The sequence below is a fragment of the Neotamlana nanhaiensis genome (genome assembly GCF_000943555.1).
GTDB lineage: Bacteria > Bacteroidota > Bacteroidia > Flavobacteriales > Flavobacteriaceae > Neotamlana > Neotamlana nanhaiensis.
This window is the reverse complement of sequence record NZ_JTDV01000001.1, coordinates 213771-233192: the sequence shown is the minus strand read 5'-3', so window position 1 is coordinate 233192 and position 19422 is coordinate 213771. Positions and strand designations below refer to the sequence as shown.

The 19422-nt window shown below is 34.7% G+C and carries 14 protein-coding genes and 1 pseudogene; 4 read left to right on the top strand and 11 right to left on the bottom strand.

All coding sequences use genetic code 11. The features are described 5' to 3' along the window. Nucleotides 1-345: 345 nt before the first annotated feature. Nucleotides 346-915: pseudogene (locus PK35_RS00835) on the top strand (amidohydrolase family protein); the annotation flags it as partial. A gap of 11 nt (nt 916-926) precedes the next feature. Here PK35_RS00835 and PK35_RS00830 read toward each other — a convergent pair. The 9 genes from PK35_RS00830 to PK35_RS00790 form a co-directional block, all read right to left on the bottom strand. Further along, nucleotides 927-1364, bottom strand: a complete 438-nt coding sequence (locus PK35_RS00830; protein WP_044624766.1) for a hypothetical protein — start codon at nt 1362-1364, stop codon at nt 927-929. Next, nucleotides 1354-2604, bottom strand: coding sequence for an ABC transporter permease (locus tag PK35_RS00825; protein ID WP_044624765.1), 1251 nt, complete (start codon nt 2602-2604; stop codon nt 1354-1356). The genes PK35_RS00830 and PK35_RS00825 overlap by 11 nt, the downstream gene beginning before the upstream one ends. After that, nucleotides 2601-3230: an ABC transporter ATP-binding protein gene (locus PK35_RS00820; protein ID WP_082048485.1), complete on the bottom strand. Its 630-nt coding sequence runs from the start codon at nt 3228-3230 to the stop codon at nt 2601-2603. The genes PK35_RS00825 and PK35_RS00820 overlap by 4 nt, the downstream gene beginning before the upstream one ends. Before the next feature lie 112 nt (nt 3231-3342). Continuing rightward, nucleotides 3343-3822, bottom strand: a complete 480-nt coding sequence (locus PK35_RS00815; RefSeq protein ID WP_044624763.1) for a DUF4625 domain-containing protein — start codon at nt 3820-3822, stop codon at nt 3343-3345. 7 nt (nt 3823-3829) lie between these two features. Next, entirely contained in the window at nt 3830-4603 is a 774-nt protein-coding gene (locus tag PK35_RS00810; protein WP_044624762.1) for a DUF4625 domain-containing protein, read from the bottom strand. A 41-nt stretch (nt 4604-4644) separates the two neighbouring features. Beyond that, nucleotides 4645-6969 (bottom strand): TonB-dependent receptor, encoded by a 2325-nt coding sequence (locus PK35_RS00805; protein WP_117624638.1) that lies wholly within the window; start codon nt 6967-6969, stop codon nt 4645-4647. A 159-nt stretch (nt 6970-7128) separates the two neighbouring features. Continuing rightward, the gene (locus tag PK35_RS00800; protein WP_044624760.1) at nt 7129-7425 is read right to left on the bottom strand and encodes a hypothetical protein; all 297 of its coding nucleotides are present in this window, start codon (nt 7423-7425) and stop codon (nt 7129-7131) included. A gap of 31 nt (nt 7426-7456) precedes the next feature. Then, the gene (locus tag PK35_RS00795) at nt 7457-8374 is read right to left on the bottom strand and encodes an NAD(P)/FAD-dependent oxidoreductase (RefSeq protein ID WP_044624759.1); all 918 of its coding nucleotides are present in this window, start codon (nt 8372-8374) and stop codon (nt 7457-7459) included. 14 nt (nt 8375-8388) lie between these two features. Then, nucleotides 8389-8784 carry a MerC domain-containing protein gene (locus PK35_RS00790; RefSeq protein ID WP_044624758.1) on the bottom strand — a complete coding sequence of 132 codons (396 nt, stop codon included), beginning with the start codon at nt 8782-8784 and terminating at the stop codon, nt 8389-8391. 121 nt (nt 8785-8905) lie between these two features. On the opposite strand from PK35_RS00790, the gene PK35_RS00785 reads away from it, so the two are divergent. Beyond that, nucleotides 8906-9277 (top strand): Fur family transcriptional regulator, encoded by a 372-nt coding sequence (locus tag PK35_RS00785; RefSeq protein WP_044624757.1) that lies wholly within the window; start codon nt 8906-8908, stop codon nt 9275-9277. A gap of 33 nt (nt 9278-9310) precedes the next feature. On the opposite strand, the gene PK35_RS17005 is transcribed toward PK35_RS00785, so the two are convergent. Together PK35_RS17005 and PK35_RS00775 are read right to left on the bottom strand one after the other, a co-directional pair. Beyond that, complete coding sequence (locus tag PK35_RS17005; protein WP_052825738.1) at nt 9311-14164, bottom strand: LamG-like jellyroll fold domain-containing protein; 4854 nt, start codon at nt 14162-14164, stop codon at nt 9311-9313. Nucleotides 14165-14489: 325 nt separating this feature from the next. After that, nucleotides 14490-15380 carry a helix-turn-helix domain-containing protein gene (locus PK35_RS00775; RefSeq protein WP_044624756.1) on the bottom strand — a complete coding sequence of 297 codons (891 nt, stop codon included), beginning with the start codon at nt 15378-15380 and terminating at the stop codon, nt 14490-14492. Nucleotides 15381-15608: 228 nt separating this feature from the next. Between PK35_RS00775 and PK35_RS00770 the strand changes: the two genes are divergently transcribed. Continuing rightward, nucleotides 15609-16673 carry a Gfo/Idh/MocA family protein gene (locus PK35_RS00770; protein WP_044624755.1) on the top strand — a complete coding sequence of 355 codons (1065 nt, stop codon included), beginning with the start codon at nt 15609-15611 and terminating at the stop codon, nt 16671-16673. A gap of 186 nt (nt 16674-16859) precedes the next feature. After that, nucleotides 16860-19358, top strand: coding sequence for an L-rhamnose mutarotase (locus PK35_RS00765; RefSeq protein ID WP_044624754.1), 2499 nt, complete (start codon nt 16860-16862; stop codon nt 19356-19358). The last annotated feature ends 64 nt before the right edge of the window (nt 19359-19422 follow it).

Here is a 19422-nt window from a genome sequence, read left to right as displayed (position 1 = left end):
CTCATAAACACCAAGAATTAATTTTATAAAGCATGCTTAATTCTGATAAATTAAGTGTGCTTTTCTTTTTTCAGTCTTAAATAATGCGTCTGTTTTGTGCTTTTTTAGAAGAGATTTAGTTGAGGTTGCTACAAATTCATATTTCGTTATAATCTGTAAGTTGCGGTTCCTATAAAATTGAATAGCGCTTATATTTTGATTAATAAAAAAACTCCCAACACAACATGGTGCTGAGAGTTTTTGTCATTAAATCAACTAAACTATTTAATCTATTATTAATTCTACGGAAAACGTCCCGTAGAATGGTTATTAGATAATTGTAATGTCACCGAAAATTTTCATTTAGTCCATGCAACACATTTAAATGATGATGAAGTTGCAGGTATTGCCAAAGCACAAGCCAATGTGGTTTTATGTCCTTCAACCGAAGGTAATTTAGGCGATGGCATTTTTCGTTTTCACGATTTTAAAGCGTTAAACGGAAAGTGGAGTATTGGTACAGATAGTCACGTGGGTTTAAATCCGTTTGAAGAATTACGTTTATTAGATTACGGACAACGGTTAATCTCTCATAAACGCGATACTTTTTATGTTTCAAGAAAAGCAGATAGAGGCTTCAACGCCATAGAAATGATGTGGCAAACAGGTAAAAAGGCGATGGGTAATATCACGAACGATTTTTTTGACGTTGGTAAACCTTTCGACACCGTAATTATGGATGCTAATATGCCATTAGTAAAAAACACTTCTGAAAAACATTGGTGTAATACCTATGTGTATTCAAGTGATGCTAGTCACATTTTAGGAACCATTGTAGGTGGTAATTGGGTTGTGAAAAATGGGGTTAATAATGATTTTAATGCGATTTCATCTCATTTTAATAAAACATTAAAAAAACTAGCTTCTAGGGTTTAGGTTATTATTGTTTAGTTGATTTTTTCAGCTATACAATTTTCTAGAATATAATTTAAATGATCGACATCATCGGCATTTAATTTAAAAATTCCGGTGACGCGAACATAATCATCGGTTCTTAATTTGGGTTTATCTTTAAAATGAAGTTCCATGGCCGTTTCTGGTCCAACAGCGCCACAAAAAAAGCATGAAGCCATTGGGTTTAAAGATAAAATAAAGGTGTTTGATCCAGAAGCGACATCTAAAAAGTAGCCCTCAATAGTAATGGTTTTACCATTGATGTCTTGAATGGATTTATCGAACTTCGGATATAAAAAGTATTCATCGTACGCTGGAAAATACTTTTCTTCAAATTTTACTTTCGATAAATTTTCCCAGGTCACTTTTTTTTGAGCAAAAGCACTTATCGCAACAAACATAAAAGTAAAAAGGATGAGATTATTTTTCATGACTTAGGATTTTTGACACATTCATTTTTAAAATTGGTAAAATGGCAAGTAAAATAGCCAAGACCACCATAACCATTACCCAACTTAAAACTGTGATAACATTTGAAAATTCCAAACTTTGCGGAATGGTTTGCTTAAACTGATTACTTAACATTTTAAACACAAAAAACAGGCCAACTTTTGATAATATTAAGCCTATAAATATGGCTGCAAAAGTAGCAACAAAACCTTCGTAAGCGACAATTTTTATAAGCTGAAAATTACTCGCGCCATAGGTTCGTAAAAGGGCTAAATCGAATGCGCGTTCTTTTACCATTTTAAATAAGTTTATAAAAATGATAAGGCTAGAAATCAGTAAAATGGCATAAGCAATCCATGAAATGGCTTTTACACCAATGCCTGTAAATCCAAATAGGCGTTCCATTTCATATTTTGGTATGGCGGCTTGCATATTGGTGTTTGAGTTTATTTGTCTTGGTAAACGCAATAAACCCATTGGGTTTTTAAATTTAACCAATAGTGAGGTTATTTCTTGGTCGTTATGGGTTTCTTCATTATGTGCTTTATGATGATTTTCTTCCGCGTGATGGTGGCTTTCCTCTGAAGGATGTTCTTCGTTTTCTTCATGGTTATGAACATCCCAAATACTTTCCAATGGTGTAACAATCAAACGGTCTATCACTTTGTGGGTTTGTTTGTAAATGCCAACTACAACAAAGTTTTCTGGGTGTTCGTGAGAACCTTCTTCCGCTAAACCATGCGAACTTAAAAAGGTATCACCAATTTTTAATTGTAAAGCGTTTGCAACATCGCTACCTAAAACCACTTCCATAGGACTTTTAAAATCGTGTCCTTTTTCAATTTCAGCTTTATAAAACTTGGAAAAACTAATGTTGCTTCCAACAATTCTGTAGCCCTTAAAATTATCGCCGTAAGACATCGGAATTGCCATTTCTACAAGTCTGTTTTTTGAAATTTTTTTAGCTTCATCATACGAGATGTTACCCGTTGGATTATCGATATGTAATACTGAAGCCAGTACCAATTGCAGCGGACTACCTTTTGCACCAACTACTAAATCGATATCGGCTAAGTTATTTTCAAATTGTTGTTTTAAGGTGGCATCAAGTTGTTTTATGCTAATAAGTAAACCTATGCTAATGGTTAAAGCCAAAACACTTAAGGCCGTGTATAGCGGTTTATGCAACAGGTTTTTTATGCTAATTTTCCAAATATTCATAAGGTAAGGATGTTTTGGAATAACGATTTCACTCTTTGATCGTGTGTAATTACAATCAAATTTGATTTATTGGTTTTAGCTTGATTAATTAGCAATTGCATCACATTTTGGCAATTATCATCATCTAAACTTGCCGTTGGTTCATCGGCTAAAATAAGTTTGGGTTCATGTATTACAGCAAGCGCAATGCCTAATCGTTGTAACTGACCTTCACTGAGTTCGTTTATTTTTTGGGTTTGGCAACCTTCAATTTGTAAAGCTTTTAAAAGGTTAGGTATATTATTTTTATTGGCGGTTTTTCCACTAAAAAAAAGACGCGCTTCTAAGTTTTCTAAAACGGTTAATGAGCGGTTGGCGAAGTTTTTTTGAAATACTAAACCAATATGTTTCCCAATAAATTGATCGCGTTGTTTGCTATTTAAAGATTGTAAATTGGTGCCATCAATGGTAACTTCTCCCGATTTCGGATTTAACAATCCCGCAATTATGTGTAACAAGGTGGTTTTACCAATGCCCGATTTACCTAGAATTAATAGTGGTTCTTCCTTTCCTAAATTAATATCAGGAAAGGTAAAAACCGCATCGTTTTTTTGATATTGAAAGCTTATGTTTTTTGTTTGTATCACAAAGCAATTTACATTAAAAATTTATAATAAGCAGTGCCACTTAACATGACACTGCTCTTAAAAACATAATTAAATCATGATTAATTATGCACCCTATATTTTAAATTGTAGATTATTCTACAATCTTAATATCAATAGATGTTCTGGCTTGCCAACCAGTTTTATCAGTTGCCGAGTACGCACAATGATAATCGCCCGTATCTATATCGTTAGGAATAGTAACTTGTATGTTTATTTCATACGAGGTTAATCCTGCTTCAATAGAGAAATTTTCCATATAAATCATGGGGTTCATAGCCGATTTAACAGGGTTTAAATCACATAAAGCCTCTTGGTCGTCGTGTGTGTGATGATCAAAATTATGGTGGATATCTAAACTATAAGCTGCTAATTCTGCATTATCTGTTACCATTGCTCGAAAGTTGTAAGTTTCTCCGCGAACTAATTCGGCACAAGCCTGTGGAAAGCCGTTGTTGTAGTTTATACTTATAGTGGGCTTTGTTTCATCTTTATCTGCACTATCGTCTCCCGAGCAGGAAACGATTAGTGCGAAAATAAAGACTATACTAAGTTGTTTTATTAGTTTGGTCATGTTAAAACTATGCTGTAACATCAATGTGAGTTTCATACTCGAAAGTATTACCGTTTTCATCTTCAATAGTAAAAATCATGTGGTATTCACCAGCAGGCGCAGTTGCAGGTACATCGATATGCTCATGGAATTCAGCCTCGGTGCTTTCGTGGTAGCCATCTTCGTAAGCTTGCTCAAAATCCCATTCTGCTTCACCATCGCCAATGGTTAAACCGTGCGCATGTACATCAACAGAAATGTTATGGATTCCGTTTACAGCATAAATCATAAATTCCGCATGGAAATCGTTACCACGTAGCACTGTGCTGTCAATAGAGATATCGCTAATTGAAATAGGATCCATAATTTCGATATGGCCTTCAACTTCGGTGCTGTTACCTAATTCATCAACAACTGTTAATGTAATGTGATATTCGCCAGCAGGAATGTTACTTGGTACATCAATATGTTCGTGAAATGTGGTATTGATAACTTGGTAGCTAGCATCGGTATACGTTTGTTCAAAATCCCATTCTACTTCACCATCGGCAAGCGTTAGGTCGTGGGCATGAATATCAACCGAAATACTGCTAATGGTAGCTTCGGCTAGAATTTCTGCTTCCATGTGGATGTCTGCTCCTTTGTAAGCAACAGGCTCGGTAGAATGCGTGCTGCCTTCTCCAAACTCGAAATTGGTGATTTGTGGCGCATCATAAGTTACGCTATCATCATCATTACTACACGAGGTAAAGCCAATGGCTACAAGTAAAATGATTGCTAAATGTTTAAAATTTGATTTCATAATTGAATTGTTTTAATGATTAAAAATTTATAAGGTTTGTTCTAAAAAGGTATTGTTAATGAAACCGAAAGGTTTCTACCAGCTTCGGGTACATCAATAAGTCTGTAAAAACTGGTATGATTAAAATATTGTGTGTTAAAAACGTTGTTTAGTTTAAATCGGAATTGTGCTAATTTTTTAGCGTTTAACAGTTTAAATCCGCTATTAAATGACAGGTTTAACACATTATAGCCTTCGGTTTTTTCTTCTGGCGGAACAATATCATCTTGATTTGCGGTAAGCCTAAAATTTGCCGAAAACTGTGGGTTTTTAAAGAAAAATAGATTTTTGTTGAATTGATAATTTGCTGAAATTATTCCAGATAGCGGCGGTGAAAACGGAATAGTAAAATGTTTTTTAGGGCCTGTGGTTTGTCGGCTATAAACATATTCTAAAGATCCATCTAGCCTTAAATGTTTTAAAAGATGATAACCAAGTCTTAACTCGCCACCCAAACGGAAAACTTTACTTTGTGTGTACTCGTAAATTTGAAGCGTTTCGTAGTAGTTTGACGTCGGGTTGAGGTAAATGAAATTCTCAAACCAGTTTATAAACGGACTTACGCCAAAATCGAATTTTTTGGAAACAAAATCCACATCCATATCTAATTGATACGATTTTTCAGGATCTAAATCTAAATTACCACGCTCAAAACGATACATGTGATAGTTTACACCATCTGATGCTAACTCGTTTGCTAATGGTATTCTAAAACTTTTGCCAAGATTTATTTTATAGGTTGTTTTTGGGGTAACATAACTCAATCCAACCGAACCGCTTAGGCTATTAAAATTTAGGGTTTTGTTTAAAGCACGTTGTAAATAAATATACGATGTGCTGCCATCGGCATTATTTACGGTAGATTGAAATTTATCGAAATGCGATTTTGTTTTTACCACACCAAAATCGTAGCGTAAACCACCTTGAAAATGGAGTTTTTCACTAATATCAAAATGATCGAATGCAAACGCGCCTATTGTAAACCTATTATATTCTGGAATTAAAAATCCCCAACCACCAATATTGTTATTTTGGTATTCGGTATTAAGCCCAAAAACAAGCTGATGCTTTTCATTGGGTTTAAAAGCATCGCGTGCGTTAAACGACCAGGTATTTTTATAAAAAACACGTTCTTGACTATCATCTGGTTTTGGCATATAGCCATGAGGCACAGGCTCTGAGTGTTCCTCTCTGTGATTGTTTTGAAATCCTAATTCGAAATTAAGGGTATGCGCACCTTGATAAACCGTGGTGTTATTTACAATTTTAAAATGGTTGACTTTGTGGTACGGCAAATCGATGTCTCTATCATTGCTATCATAATCAATAGTTGAGGTGCGCACTTCTAAACCATGGGCATTTGCAAAAAATCCGTTTTTAGCGTTAACGTTGCTAAAAAAGGTTTCGGTTTTAAAATTTGTACCCACATAACCTAAGCTAAAAGCTGCATTTGCTTCACGACCAGCAGTGTTTCTAAGGTGGTTTTCATGTAATTCGAAAATGTAGCTTTCGTAGCTAATTCTATCTGTAGGTACTTTATAATCGCCGTAATCACGATAGGTAAGGCGTGTTCGGTAGTACCAATTGGCTTTTCGTTCTTGTAATCCTGCCGAAATTCCAAACAAGTCATTATTGTTTTCTGCTAGTAAATTAACAGCACCACTTAGTGTGTTTTCCATAGGAATTTTAGGTGCTTCAATATCAATTACACCTGCAATGGCATCAGACCCATAGAGTAATGAAGCTGCACCTTTTATAATGCGTATTTGCTCAATACCATATTGATCTATTTCCAAACCATGGTCGTTACCCCATTGTTGCGCTTCGTGTTTTACACCATTTTGAACCACACTAACACGATTAAACCCCAACCCACGAATTAAAGGTTTTGATTGCCCTGAACCAATATTTATGGTGCTAACACCGGGTATTTTACTTAAGGTTTGCATCAAGCTGTTTTCTCGGTTTAGATTCATAAAATCTTCTGAAACTTTTACAGTTGAAATAGGCGATTCATGCGCTTCGCGTTCTTCACTTTTACTATAAAGAGTAACTGTTTCTAACTCGGTGTTAGCAGCATCTAAAGCAACAGTTATGCTGGTTGAAGCACCATTAAAACGCACATTTACATGCTGTTCTTTATAGTTTTTGTGCGTAATAGTTACTTCATACGAACCGTTTTTAAAACCCGAAAGGATGAAACTTCCGTCGCTTAAAGATGTGGTTGATAACTGTTTTGAAGCAAGTAATGCTCCAGAAACAGGTACATTGTTAGTATTTAATACGTAACCTTTTAAGGTATAATTTGTTTGCGAAAAGGTTAGCATACACAGACTTACACAAGCCCATGTAGCTAGCGTTTTTATTAACATAAATAAATATGAATGAGAGATGTTTTCTTGATAAAACCAACACCATAGAGAACAGGTTAACGTTCTTGATAAGGTAAAATCAAAAAGCTATTTTAGTTTAAAATGTAATGGAAACTAAACAGTAGGTGGAGGTCTCGAAAAGAGGAAATTAGGGATGTTGTTCTTAACAAAAACAAACGTATAAGTTTCTACGTTTTGTGTTTTGTTAGGGAATTGTTGTACTTCCAAACGGAACACATCGCCATCAACAGGTAAAAACGGAATAACATTAACCGCAACTGCAATATCACAAACCACACAGGTGTCGTGGTCGGTATCGGAATGCGTAAGCTCATGCAATCCTGTTAGCTTTATAGAAGCGAACAAGATTAACAACATCAATGCTATTCTATGTTTAAATGTGCTTTTCATTGTTGAATGTGGCAAATGTAAAACAATCGTTTTATTTAGCCGTAAATTCTGCTTCAATTATTTCATTATTTAACACTGCTCCTGCAACGTTGCCAGCTGCAACGGCATAAGCTACTGAGCGCATGGGGCTAGCATTATCGCCACAAGCATAAATACTTTTTTGAGTGGTTTTTTGCATCATATCCACTTTTATAAAACCTTGTTCGGTAATCTCGCAACCTAAAGTTTCTGGTATTTTACAGTGTTGCTCAAAATTAGGTCGCGCGTACAAGGCTTTTAATTTAACTGTGGATTTATCTTTAAACATCAATGAATCAATGTACCCATTGTTATGATTAATTGAATTAATTTCGGTTTCAATGATTTTGATATTGTGCGAGTTTATTTGTTTTGTTTGCGCTTCGGTTAAGGTAGATTTGCCGTTGGTAAAAATGGTCAAATCTTTGGTCCAATGATTAATAAGTTGTGCGTAGTGAAATGCAAAATCACCATTCGCTAAAATACCCGTTTTTTCTTTTCTTACTTCGTAACCATGACAATACGGACAATGAATTACCGATATTCCCCAACAATCTGAAAATCCTTTTATATCAGGCATATTATCTTTAACACCCGATGCAAAAATGAGTTTTTGAGCATGAAATGTTCTGTTGTCGTCCGTTTCGATTTTATAGCCAGAATCGGTTTTTAAACCGTTAATGGCTAGTCCGTTGAAAAATTTCACCGTTGGATAAGCCATCACTTGAGCTTTGGCAACACTCGAAATCTCTTGAGGTGTTTTACCATCTTGGGTAATAAAATTATGTGAGTGTGGTGTTTGCCTGTTACAAGGTTTACCACTATCTATAATTAATACATGGCGTAACGCTCTACCAAGCGCCATAGCGGCAGAAAGTCCTGAGAAACTACCTCCAATTATAATGACATCAAAATGACTATCAGATTTCATATTCAAATAAGGATTTAGTGAATACAACAGTTATCGTCTTTACATTTACAGTATTTTTGATTGTAAAAGTGTAATGCTACAATGGCAAGTGATGGAACATAAATAAACGCTTCAGAGAAATACCCTAATTCAAAAGTTTCGTCTAAAATAGTAATCAGTAGTAAACTCCAAAATAGCCATAATGCTACTGCAATCCATTTTTTTGAGGTATTTTTAGAGGAATAAAATATAGCTACAAAAGAAATTGTTAAAAAGACATAGTCAAGACTTTGCCACCATACCGGTTTTTCAAAACCATAAAGGGAAGAACTCGCTTGAGCAATAAATAAAAAAGGTGTGGCTGCACAATGAATAAGGCATAAGCTACTTGATGCAATTCCTAAAGTATCGGCTTTTTGTTTTAATAACATATTATGGTTAATCGATATTATTTTAATATTTTTTAGTATCAGTGAAGACAAACGCAACACTGTTGCAAAATTAATTATTAAATTTGTAAATGCAACACTATTGCATTAAAATTATTTAAAGATGAGAAAAACGGTTGCTAATACCGAAATATTACGGTTGATAACAGAATCTGAAACTACTTTATCACACGCCGATATAAAATCGTTATTGCCAGAAGGTTTATGCGATAGAGTAACGATTTACAGAGTTTTAGATAGGCTAGTGGAAGAAGGTTTAATTCACAAAGTGGTGAATATAGATGGCGTGGTTAACTATGCGAGTTGCGATGGTTGCACAACCAAGCATCATCACAACCACGTGCATTTTAATTGCGAAAAGTGCAATGCCGTAACTTGTTTAGACAATGTAGAGCCAACCTTTAAACTTCCTGAAGGTTATAGCGTAAAAGAAATGAATTTTGTAATTTCTGGGTTGTGTCCTAATTGCAATTAATGTGTCCGATGATTTTTAAAGTTTAATAAAACCCTATTCCACCAAAACCTTTTTAGAAATTGTATGATTTTCAACATTTAGTTTTAGTATGTAAGTGCCAGAAGCTAAATGTTTTGTGTTAATTACAATGTTATTGCCGTTACCATTTTTGTGATGTGCTATTACGTTTTGTCCAATGATATTGAAAACGGTTAAGTTGTTTATAGCATGCGATTTAGGGTTGTTTATAACAATGTTTTTATTCTTGTTTGAAAAATAAATATCAATATTTTTCGAAATTGCTTCAGATATACTTAAAGATTCTTGATTACTACTTTGTGCAAAGGTAATTTCAAAGCGATCCAAATAAGTCCCTTTATTTAATTGTACTTCGTAATTTCCGGTATTTAAATTATGGTAAATATCGAGGGTTCTATCATGTAATAAAACATCCAAATTATTAGTGTTGTTTTTAAAATCGTCTAACGCAAAACTATTAATTCCAGTCTTTTTGGTATGAACACCTAATGGTAATATGGTTTGTTCATCTAAATTATTAATACCTTGAATGGTGTACTTTTCATTGTCAATAAGCCAGTACATGTCATCAATCTGCTTATCAATGTTTTTAGCATCGTAGCCCCAATCAAAACCATCTGAACAAGCTTCATCTATTGCTAGTAATAACTGACGACGAATGGTGTTTACTGAATTAAATGCAATTCTAAGAGTTGTTTTTGAAGCTTCTTTTCGGTCTTCTTTCGATTTTCTAGATTTAAAGTAAACTGAATTTGTACCGTCTTCTACTTGGAAAACACGTTGACCGTTATTAAATTGAATGGAACCAGAGTTTTCGGCTTCAACAAAAAAGCCTTGACCAACAGGAATAAAACGTCCCGGAGTTTTAGTGGGCACACCGCCAGTTGCAACATCGGGATGCGAACTACCTTGTGAAGCTGCCGGAACTCCACCAGCCAAGGTGTAGGTAGCGTAACCACCTTGATATTGCCCTAATGCATGCGAATTACCGCCCCAATGTTCCCAGAAATAAAGGGTTCCAGTTGAAGCACCCGCACTTGCAATATTTGCACCGTTATCTAAAATAAATTGGTTAGCATCAATAGCACTTGGGTATGGGTTTCCTATTAAATATTCGTTTCCAGCAGTTATTGGTAAATTAATATCACCATTGTTAGGCTTACCTTCAAAAACATAAGTTTGCTCATCGGTAATTGAACCTGTTCCAGGACCTTTCATAGTAAACCCTTCTCCAACTTGTAAGGTTCCAGTACTTCTTACATGTTGCCACGACGAGTAATCGTTACTTGGTAAGTTATTAAATTTCCAAATCCAATAATCGGCCACTGCCACAGGCGATGATGTCCCATTATAGCCGTATGTTAAAAAGTTAATATTGCTAATAACGTTTGGAACCGCATAGCTATTATTATTTGTTGAAGCATTTGAAAATCCGACCGGAGACGACCAATAATTATAAGTGTACGTATCGGCTGTTCCTTGTTGGTCCTTCTCTAAAGTTCCAGCACTAGTGGCATCAAGAGTACTGTTAGCACTTTGTATAAATTGCGAATCACCTTCCAAATCTATTTTACCATCAAGCTCTAAATGCCAATTATTAAAAAAGCCTTTGTCATTAGGTATTGTTAGTGTATTTCCGCTATCAATAATTAAACCAGATGTACCTTGAGTTATATAGCTGCCATTAACCGTTATATTGTGTTTTATATGAATTATAGAAGCTTCATCTGGATTGTTTTGTTTGGTTGAAATATCCCATTGGTCACCGTATAGCCAACTACTTGAATCGGTCCAGTTTCCGTTTGAAGCTGTTTCATATGGCATAGGAGCTCGTTGGAAGTAAATATCTTTAAAGTTATACATTTTTGCACCTACGGCATCGCGTGTACCTGTTGTTTTATCGTCTAAAATATCATCTTGGTAAGCATCCATTTTATAATATTTAATTAAATTGGATCCAAAGGATGCAGCGATATCTGCTGGTACAATTTTACCACTATTAAAGCTGTTAGTTTCATCGAGTTCTTGATAAATACTTCGGTTTAATGTGGTTTCTGAAAGTGCGGTATTAAAAACACGAACTTCATCAATTTCACCCTTAAAATAATTGTTATTTGTTGCGCTGCTACCAATTATAAAGTTTGAAGCACTTGTTATACCGCCTGATCCAGAAATATCACGAGCTTCTTCGTTGCCATTAATATACAGTACAACATCACCACCAGATTGGGTTGTTATGGTAATATGTGTCCAAATACCTGTTGTTATTGAACTTGAAGAGGTTAAAGTAATCCCTTCTGAAATGGCAGAAATTGTATTATCTGAACTATTAAGTTGAATGTAAAAATCGTTCTGTCCAGCAATTATTTGATTATTAGTGTTAGTATTGGCGCCATTCGATTTTATAAATGCCATTAGTGTAGCACTACCAGATGATATAACATTGCTATCTTCAACATAATCGTTTCTACCATCAAAACTTAAACTATAACTATCGTTTAAATCTCTTGGAGAACCAAAAACGGAGTCATCGCTATCTCGTGATGCTACAATACCGTCGCCATCTAAATCGGTTGTATCATCTAAAACCCCTAAAGTATTGGTTAAATGGGCGTAAATTTCTACGGTATCGATATCGTTTATTCCAGTAATATCGTTTGTTGGGTCTATATAATTTGGAATTCCGTCGCTATCGGTATCTAGGGCGAAATAAGGTGCCGATCCTTGATTAATATTCCCGTACGAAGCAGGGTAGGTGCTTGCGCCTTGATGAAAATCGTAAACATCTAAAATGCCATCACCATAATATTCTATAATATCGTCTCCTTCGGCATCTTTTTCTCTAAAAGCTTCCGTTTCTAGTCCGTCGCCAACACCATCACCATTAATATCTCCATCACCGTTTTCAAAATTAGCAGGTGCGCTAGTGCTTATTGTTTTGTATTCATCAACATCAAAAATACCATCGTTATCAGAATCTAAATCTAAATAATTTGGTGTTAAATCGGTATCAGAATTTATTGGAGAAATACCTTCAATCGAGTCGTGCATACCGTTTCCGTTAGCATCTACCCATGTAGAAACACCAGTTAAAGATGCTTTTCCTTCGCTTAAACTAGCACTTGTAGGATTGCCCTCAACAACATCTGGAATACCATCGTTATCAGAATCTAAATCAAAAACATCGGCAACACCATCGCTATCCATATCACAAAGGGTTTGTCTTACTTCAATATCATCTAAAGCTAAATCGTTACCAGCACCACCAGGCGCATTATTAACAAATTGCACTATAAACGCTGTTTCGCTAGTTGTAAATTGTTGGGTAAATTGTTGCCAAACCGAAGTTTCGCAAGTGTTGTAGGTTGCGTCGGCTGCATGAGGATAGGTTCCAGTATGGTCGCCTGCAGTATAAGTATCGCCACAACGTGTTATATCGCCGGTATCGAAAGTGGCAATAACGGTATTTCTATCAAGGGTTAAAAAGTTAACCGTTACATTAGGTAAAATTCGGTGCGAAAAGGCACTGGCATTTCCACCATTTTCTTGATTTATAAAACTTTGGTCTGGTTCATCTATATTTGCAGCCCAAAAGCTATAGGTTACAGGTACATTTGCTAAAGTACCTGTAATTTGAGTTTCGTAAAAAATTCCAGGGTCGTACGAAGCATTAAAAATTGCCATTCGGCCATTGGTGTCTCCTGGAGTATGATCTTCAATAGGAGCCCAGGCATACCACGCCCAAGAGGCAATAGCATCATTTGGTCCAACAGTTTCACCCGATGTACCTGAGGTAATGTGGCTCGCGACAGTATATTCGCCATCGCCCACACCAGCATTGGTACCCGAGCAACTCGAACCAGGCGTACCATCTTCTAAACAGTAAGTGGTTGATACGGCGTATAAAGAACTAATTCCAGTACCACGACCAGTACCAGTGCCAAAAGTTTCGTTTAAAAATTTATAGTCGGCTTGTGTTGCGGAGCTAGATAGTCGGCAAGCATTTTCTTCATCAGAGTCTAAAATACCATCGTTATCGTCGTCAACGTCAACATCATCATATACCCCATCATTGTCACTGTCAAAAAACACTTTATCACCTTCGGCAACTAAATTAATTTGATAATTTGATTCGTTTGAATCGTTTGAGGCAATACTTAAAGTAGTACTTTGAAAACCTTCGGTGGTAGTGTGAAACGAAATAGTAATGGTTTCTGTACCTCCTGAAGCAATAGCGGTTCCAGATGTTGGTTTAGCCACAATACTAAAATCGGTAGTGCCGGATAGTGAAATAGCGCCAAGTGTTAAAGGGGCATCGCCTGTATTTTCAATTATAAATGATTTGGTAACTGTTTCTGATACGATTTGTACTTTTCCAAAATCGGTATTATTGGTTAATACAGGAACGTTTGAGCCGTCGCCTATTATTGAGTTGTTACTTCCTGTAACATCAATTTCGGGAGCCGAAGTAACATTTGAAAAATTTATTATTTGGATTTCGCGTTCCGTTAAGTTACCACTGCTGTAACTCCAATGGGCGGCTTCGGTAAGTGAATTAAAGTAGTCGTTACCCCAACCTTTACCATAGTCAATACCAGTGCTAGATAACGCTGAACTTCTTAGTATTAATGATTCATTTAAATTTGTTAACCCTGCACTGTTAAGTCTGTTATTACTACTAATAACAAAAGCCTTACTTAAATTTGATACTGCTGTAAAATCGAATGGAGCGTTTAAGGTTAAACCTGCACTCGGGACGTCTACTTTTAGGTGTTGTACTTTTATATCTGATTTAGCATTTACGCAAAACACTATAAATAAGTTAAGTACAAGTAGTAGCCAACTTTGGGGATTAGCAATTACTTTCATAAATAGGTTAAGTTTAGTTTGGGACTAAAACTATAAGGCAAAGATAATTAAAAATCTATGAAACGCAAAAATAATCGATGAAATGTATTTTTAAATTGAGATTTTTTGAGAACAGACAAAAAAATTGAATTAAACTGGTATTAAGATTTATACATTTTGTTGTAATCTTTAATCCTTTATTTGTATAGAAAAATTTTTATTTGCGGTTTTCCGTAAGTTTTATAAACGGCACTTTTGTATACTTGTATCTAGTTATTAACAAAATTTTTAGGGACTTAAAGGCGCACTTAAATTAGTTTGGTGCGCTTTTTTATAACAGAAAAAATTATTTTTTATGATTTTTATATTTTCCGGGGCTAATACCAATACGTTGCGAGAAGGTTGATGTAAAATGTTGTAACGACGAAAATCCACAAGCATATGCGATTTCAGACATATTCGTTTCATCATTCATAATCATATCAATAGCTTTTTCTATTTTTAAATTAATAATAAAACTGTTAGGCGGGTAACCCGTAAGATTTTTTACTTCGTAAGTAAATTTGGTTTTTCCCATGCCAAAACGGTAAGCCAAATCATCGATAATCCATTTTTTATTTAAGTCTTTTAAAATAAGTTGGGTTAAATTATCGATAAAATTATTTTCCTCATGAATTTTTTGTTTTCTAAAGGATAGGTTTCGGTGTAATTCAATAAAAAAGTTTTCAATTATGTTTTTTACCATAATTTCAAAGCCCTCGTTTTGCGCCGTTAATTCTTTTTCAAGCTCAACAAAATACTTCTTAAAAATTTTCGCTTTTTCAATAACTAGGTTGTTATCGTCAGCAATCATAGCACCAAGACTTTCTTGAAAACTTACAGGTAATTTAGTCCAAGAACCAAAATTTAGTGGCGTGCTTTTTGTATATTTTTTAGGTTTAATTACAATCCAGTTAATTTGGCCAATATCCATTTTTCCTGTGGGGCTACCGTTAAGTTGCCATGGTGCAGTGATACACAAATTATCTGGTAGTAATTCAACTTCTTTATCGTCAACAACCCATTTGTATTTTCCGCTATTTACAAAATGAATTTCAATACCATCGTTTAAATGCGGTCGCATTGTTTCGTCTAGCCTTACTTTAGAAAATTTCATGCTTCCAAATTGTACGATGAAAGGTAAATTTTCTAAAGGGCCAAGGTTATCCTTATGCCACCAAGAACCTGGGTTGCCCATAGTAATTAATTTTTGTGATAATTTCTCTTTATTTAATTTAATTGGTAGGTGGTCAATTAATTATTGAGAGCTAATTTAAAATCAATTATAGCATCTTGATTTTTATAAAATTGACCACCGCATAAAAATAGCATAATTATTTTGTAAACAAAGTTAATTTTATGTTTAAATTACTGATTAATTAATTATTTCAATCGGTAGTTTTTTATAACCAATTAAACTACTATTATGTTAAATATTGCGATTCTTGGGTTAGGAGAAGGTAGGAGTACTATGTCTGCTGCTTTAGAAAGCGAAAAACTAAACTTGGTTACAGTTTGCGATTTAAACGAAAAACTATGTAAAAAACGTGCCAAGGAATTCGATTTTAAAAATTATACTACTAATTATAACGATTTACTTCAAGATGAATCGATAGATATAATTGCCATTTATACCCCCGACCATTTACATGCCGAACATGTTAAACAAGCTTTGATGTATAAAAAGCATGTAGTTTGTACAAAGCCTTTTATTGACGATTTATCTAAAGCCAAAGACTTACTAGAAATTGGTGAAAGATCAGGAAAAAAAGTATTTATTGGGCAAAGTTCTAGGTTTTCTGAACCCATGAGAAAACAAAAACTGGAATTCGATAAAGGTTTTATAGGAGATTTAATTACAGTTGAAGCCCATTACCATGCCGATAACCGCTGGTTTTTAAAAAAGGATTGGTCGTTATTAAAATCTTTTAAATGGTTATATGGAGGTTTAAGTCATCCGGTAGATTTTATACGTTGGTACATGCCCGATATAGTTGAAGTTATGGGATACGGGATGATAAGCAGCAACGGTAAAGATGCGGGTTTAAAAAATGAAGACGCAATGCACTTTATTTTTAAATCTAAACAAGGTCATGTAGCTCGTGTAAGCGGTGTGTATTCTTCTCCAACACAACCTACAAAACGCGATAGTACGTTGAGTTGTATTTTACGAGGTACTTTAGGAGCAAGTCAAGCCGATTACCATGAATTGCGTTATTCAATTACAACAAAAGAAGGCGAAGAGCAAATTATTTATTGGGGAGACGATAAGTTAAAATACTACTACCGCTTTGAAGGGCAAACACATCATGCTGGCGAATACCAAAATTATTTAGAATATTTTGTTGATAGTATTGAACAAAATTTTACTGCTTACCCTAATATGGAAGAAGGTATTGGTACCATTGTTTTGCTTCAAGCTATGGACAGAAGTTTACAAACTGGTTTACCCATAAAGATTAACGATATAAAAAACGAATTTAGTATTTGAAGCTTTATAAAATTGACCAAAGTTTAAAAATGCTATTCAAATATTGATAAATTAACAATATTAGCTAAAGTTTTAAAAGCCAATACCAATACGGCTTTTTTTATATAAACAGCCATCAACAAACTAAATAAAATAGATATTTATACTTTTAAGTATTATATCTAACTTTTAAGAGACATTAACAAAATGTACACTAAATTATTATTAAAATTTACTGTTTTTATTCTTGCCATTTGCACCTTTTTTTCTGGGCATGCTGCCGATATTTGGGTGAGTACTACGGGTAGTGATGCTAATTTAGGGACTAAAAATAGCCCGTTAGCAACAGTAAATATGGCTTTACGAAAAGCTAGAAATATGCGCCGTTTAAATGATGTGGGCATTAAAGATGGTATTCAAATTATTTTAATGGATGGCACTTATGTGTTAAATGAACCTATTTTTATTCGTCCTGAGGATTCAGGAACAGCCGAAAGTCCAACCTGGATTATATCCCAAAACGAAACCACTCCCATAATAAGCGGAGGAATTCAAATTACTGGGTGGAAGAAAGCCAAATCAATTAATGGATTAAAAGCAGGCACAGTTTGGGTTGCCGATGCACCAAAACAAGCAGGAAACCTTTTAAATTTTCGTCAACTTTGGGTAAATGGAGAAAAAGCTATTAGAGCAAAAAGTACTTCAGGAAACCACATGGATAGAATTTTATCATGGGATAAAACATCACAAACTTGTTGGATTCCTTTTAAAGATAAAAAACTAAAGTTTCAACCAGGAATGGAAATGTTTATCCAGCAATGGTGGGCAATTGCTAACCTGCGGATAAAAGACATGGAAGTAAAAGGCGATAGTGCCAAACTATATTTTCATCAACCAGAAAGTAGAATTCAAAGTGAGCATCCGTGGCCCGCACCATGGATTTCAAAAAAAACGGGTAATTCGGCGTTTTATTTAAACAATGCTTTGAGCTTGCTAAACGAGCCTGGAGAATGGTTTTTAAATCAAGATGAAGGCAAAATTTATTACTATCCAAAAACAGGAGAGCAAATCAAAAAGGCCACAGTTATTGTGCCTGTTTTAGAAAATTTAGTTGAAATTAAAGGAACAATTGATGCTCCAGTAAGTTATGTGTATTTCAAAAATATAGGATTCCAATATAGTAATTGGCTACGCCCTTCACAAAAAGGTCATGTACCCATTCAAGCCGGCATGTATTTATTAGATGCTTATAAGTTGAAAACTCCCGGAACACCAGATAAGGCGGGATTAGAAAATCAGGCATGGATTGGTCGACCAAGAGCAGCTGTTGAAGTCAATTTTTCAAATAATATTCGCTTTGAAGCTTGCGAATTTAAGCACTTGGCATCAACAGGTTTAGATTTACACAAAGGCACAAATAATAATATAATTCAAGGAAATTTATTTAAAGATATTGGTGGAAGCGCTATTAATGTCGGTGTTTTTTCCGATGAATCCTTCGAAACACATTTACCATACAATCCTAAAGATGTTAGAGAAGTTTGTAATAACGAAACTATTGTAGATAATTTAATTACCAATGTTACCAACGAAGATTGGGGTTGTGTTGGTATTAGTGCTGGTTTTGTAAAAAACATAACCATAGCTCATAACGAAATTGCAGAAGTATCATATACTGGTATTGGCTTAGGTTGGGGTTGGACAAAAACCATAAATGCCATGTCTGGCAATATAGTGGTGGCGAACAAAATTCATCATTATGGTAAACATTTATACGATACCGCTGGTATTTATACTTTATCGGCGCAACCAGGAAGTGTAATTAAGGAAAATGTTATTGATAGCATTTATTATAACCCGTATGCTCACGATCCGTACCACTGGTTTTATTTGTATACCGATGAAGGTTCTTCGTATTTTAATGTGGAGAACAATTGGGTGCCTGCCGAAAAATTTCTTCAAAACGCTAATGGTCCAAACAATAAGTGGCAGCATAATAACGCATTTGTAAACGACAGTATTAAACGTAATGCAGGTGTTCGATCACCTTATAAATATTTACTAAACGATGTTGTGGTTGATGAAAATTGGCCATTGCAAGAAGTGCCACATTTTGCCGCAGTTGAAATGATTGGGGAAAACTTCGATGTTGAAACTATAAAAAAAGTAGCAAAAACAAACGGGGTTATCAATGCACAATTATACCAGTGGAAAAATCATTTGGTGTTATACGGAAAATTAAATCATATCACGCATTTACAAAACGAATTGTCAGCAGTATGTCCTACAGCTAAAATTAAAACATATAACACACCTTTTTACCATTTTAAAAAGGCAGAACATTGTGAAGATAAGGTTTTAGCTGATGAATGGGAACACATTTTACTAACAGCAAATTTGGTTGAAGACGAAACGCTTCAAAAAGAATATTTGCAATATCATAACACGCAATTTAACGATTGGCCCGAAGTATCAAACGGATTTTGCAACGCTAATTTTCAGCAATTACAAGTATTTAAATCAGGGCGACAGCTTATGTTGGTAATCAGTATTCCAAAAGGAGAAAATTTAGATAATCTTAATCCAAAAACAACCGAAAATAATCCAAGAGTAGATGATTGGAATGCCATAATGAAAAAATATCAAACAGGTATTGAAGGTACCAAACCAAACGAAACTTGGGTGTTTTTAGAGAAACTAAACTAACTAATTATGATTACAACTTAATCATAAAAGCTACAAAGCAGATGTAAGAAGCTGCTTGGTAAAA

Coding starts and splice junctions, on each gene's coding strand:
- PK35_RS00790 (WP_044624758.1), bottom strand. CDS start 8,784: ATGTTATTAAAACAAAAAGCCGATACTTTAGGAATTGCATCAAGTAGC.
- PK35_RS17005 (WP_052825738.1), bottom strand. CDS start 14,164: ATGAAAGTAATTGCTAATCCCCAAAGTTGGCTACTACTTGTACTTAAC.
- PK35_RS00800 (WP_044624760.1), bottom strand. CDS start 7,425: ATGAAAAGCACATTTAAACATAGAATAGCATTGATGTTGTTAATCTTG.
- PK35_RS00785 (WP_044624757.1), top strand. CDS start 8,906: ATGAGAAAAACGGTTGCTAATACCGAAATATTACGGTTGATAACAGAA.
- PK35_RS00765 (WP_044624754.1), top strand. CDS start 16,860: ATGTACACTAAATTATTATTAAAATTTACTGTTTTTATTCTTGCCATT.
- PK35_RS00810 (WP_044624762.1), bottom strand. CDS start 4,603: ATGAAATCAAATTTTAAACATTTAGCAATCATTTTACTTGTAGCCATT.
- PK35_RS00830 (WP_044624766.1), bottom strand. CDS start 1,364: ATGAAAAATAATCTCATCCTTTTTACTTTTATGTTTGTTGCGATAAGT.
- PK35_RS00815 (WP_044624763.1), bottom strand. CDS start 3,822: ATGACCAAACTAATAAAACAACTTAGTATAGTCTTTATTTTCGCACTA.
- PK35_RS00795 (WP_044624759.1), bottom strand. CDS start 8,374: ATGAAATCTGATAGTCATTTTGATGTCATTATAATTGGAGGTAGTTTC.
- PK35_RS00825 (WP_044624765.1), bottom strand. CDS start 2,604: ATGAATATTTGGAAAATTAGCATAAAAAACCTGTTGCATAAACCGCTA.
- PK35_RS00770 (WP_044624755.1), top strand. CDS start 15,609: ATGTTAAATATTGCGATTCTTGGGTTAGGAGAAGGTAGGAGTACTATG.
- PK35_RS00775 (WP_044624756.1), bottom strand. CDS start 15,380: ATGGGCAACCCAGGTTCTTGGTGGCATAAGGATAACCTTGGCCCTTTA.
- PK35_RS00805 (WP_117624638.1), bottom strand. CDS start 6,969: ATGCTAACCTTTTCGCAAACAAATTATACCTTAAAAGGTTACGTATTA.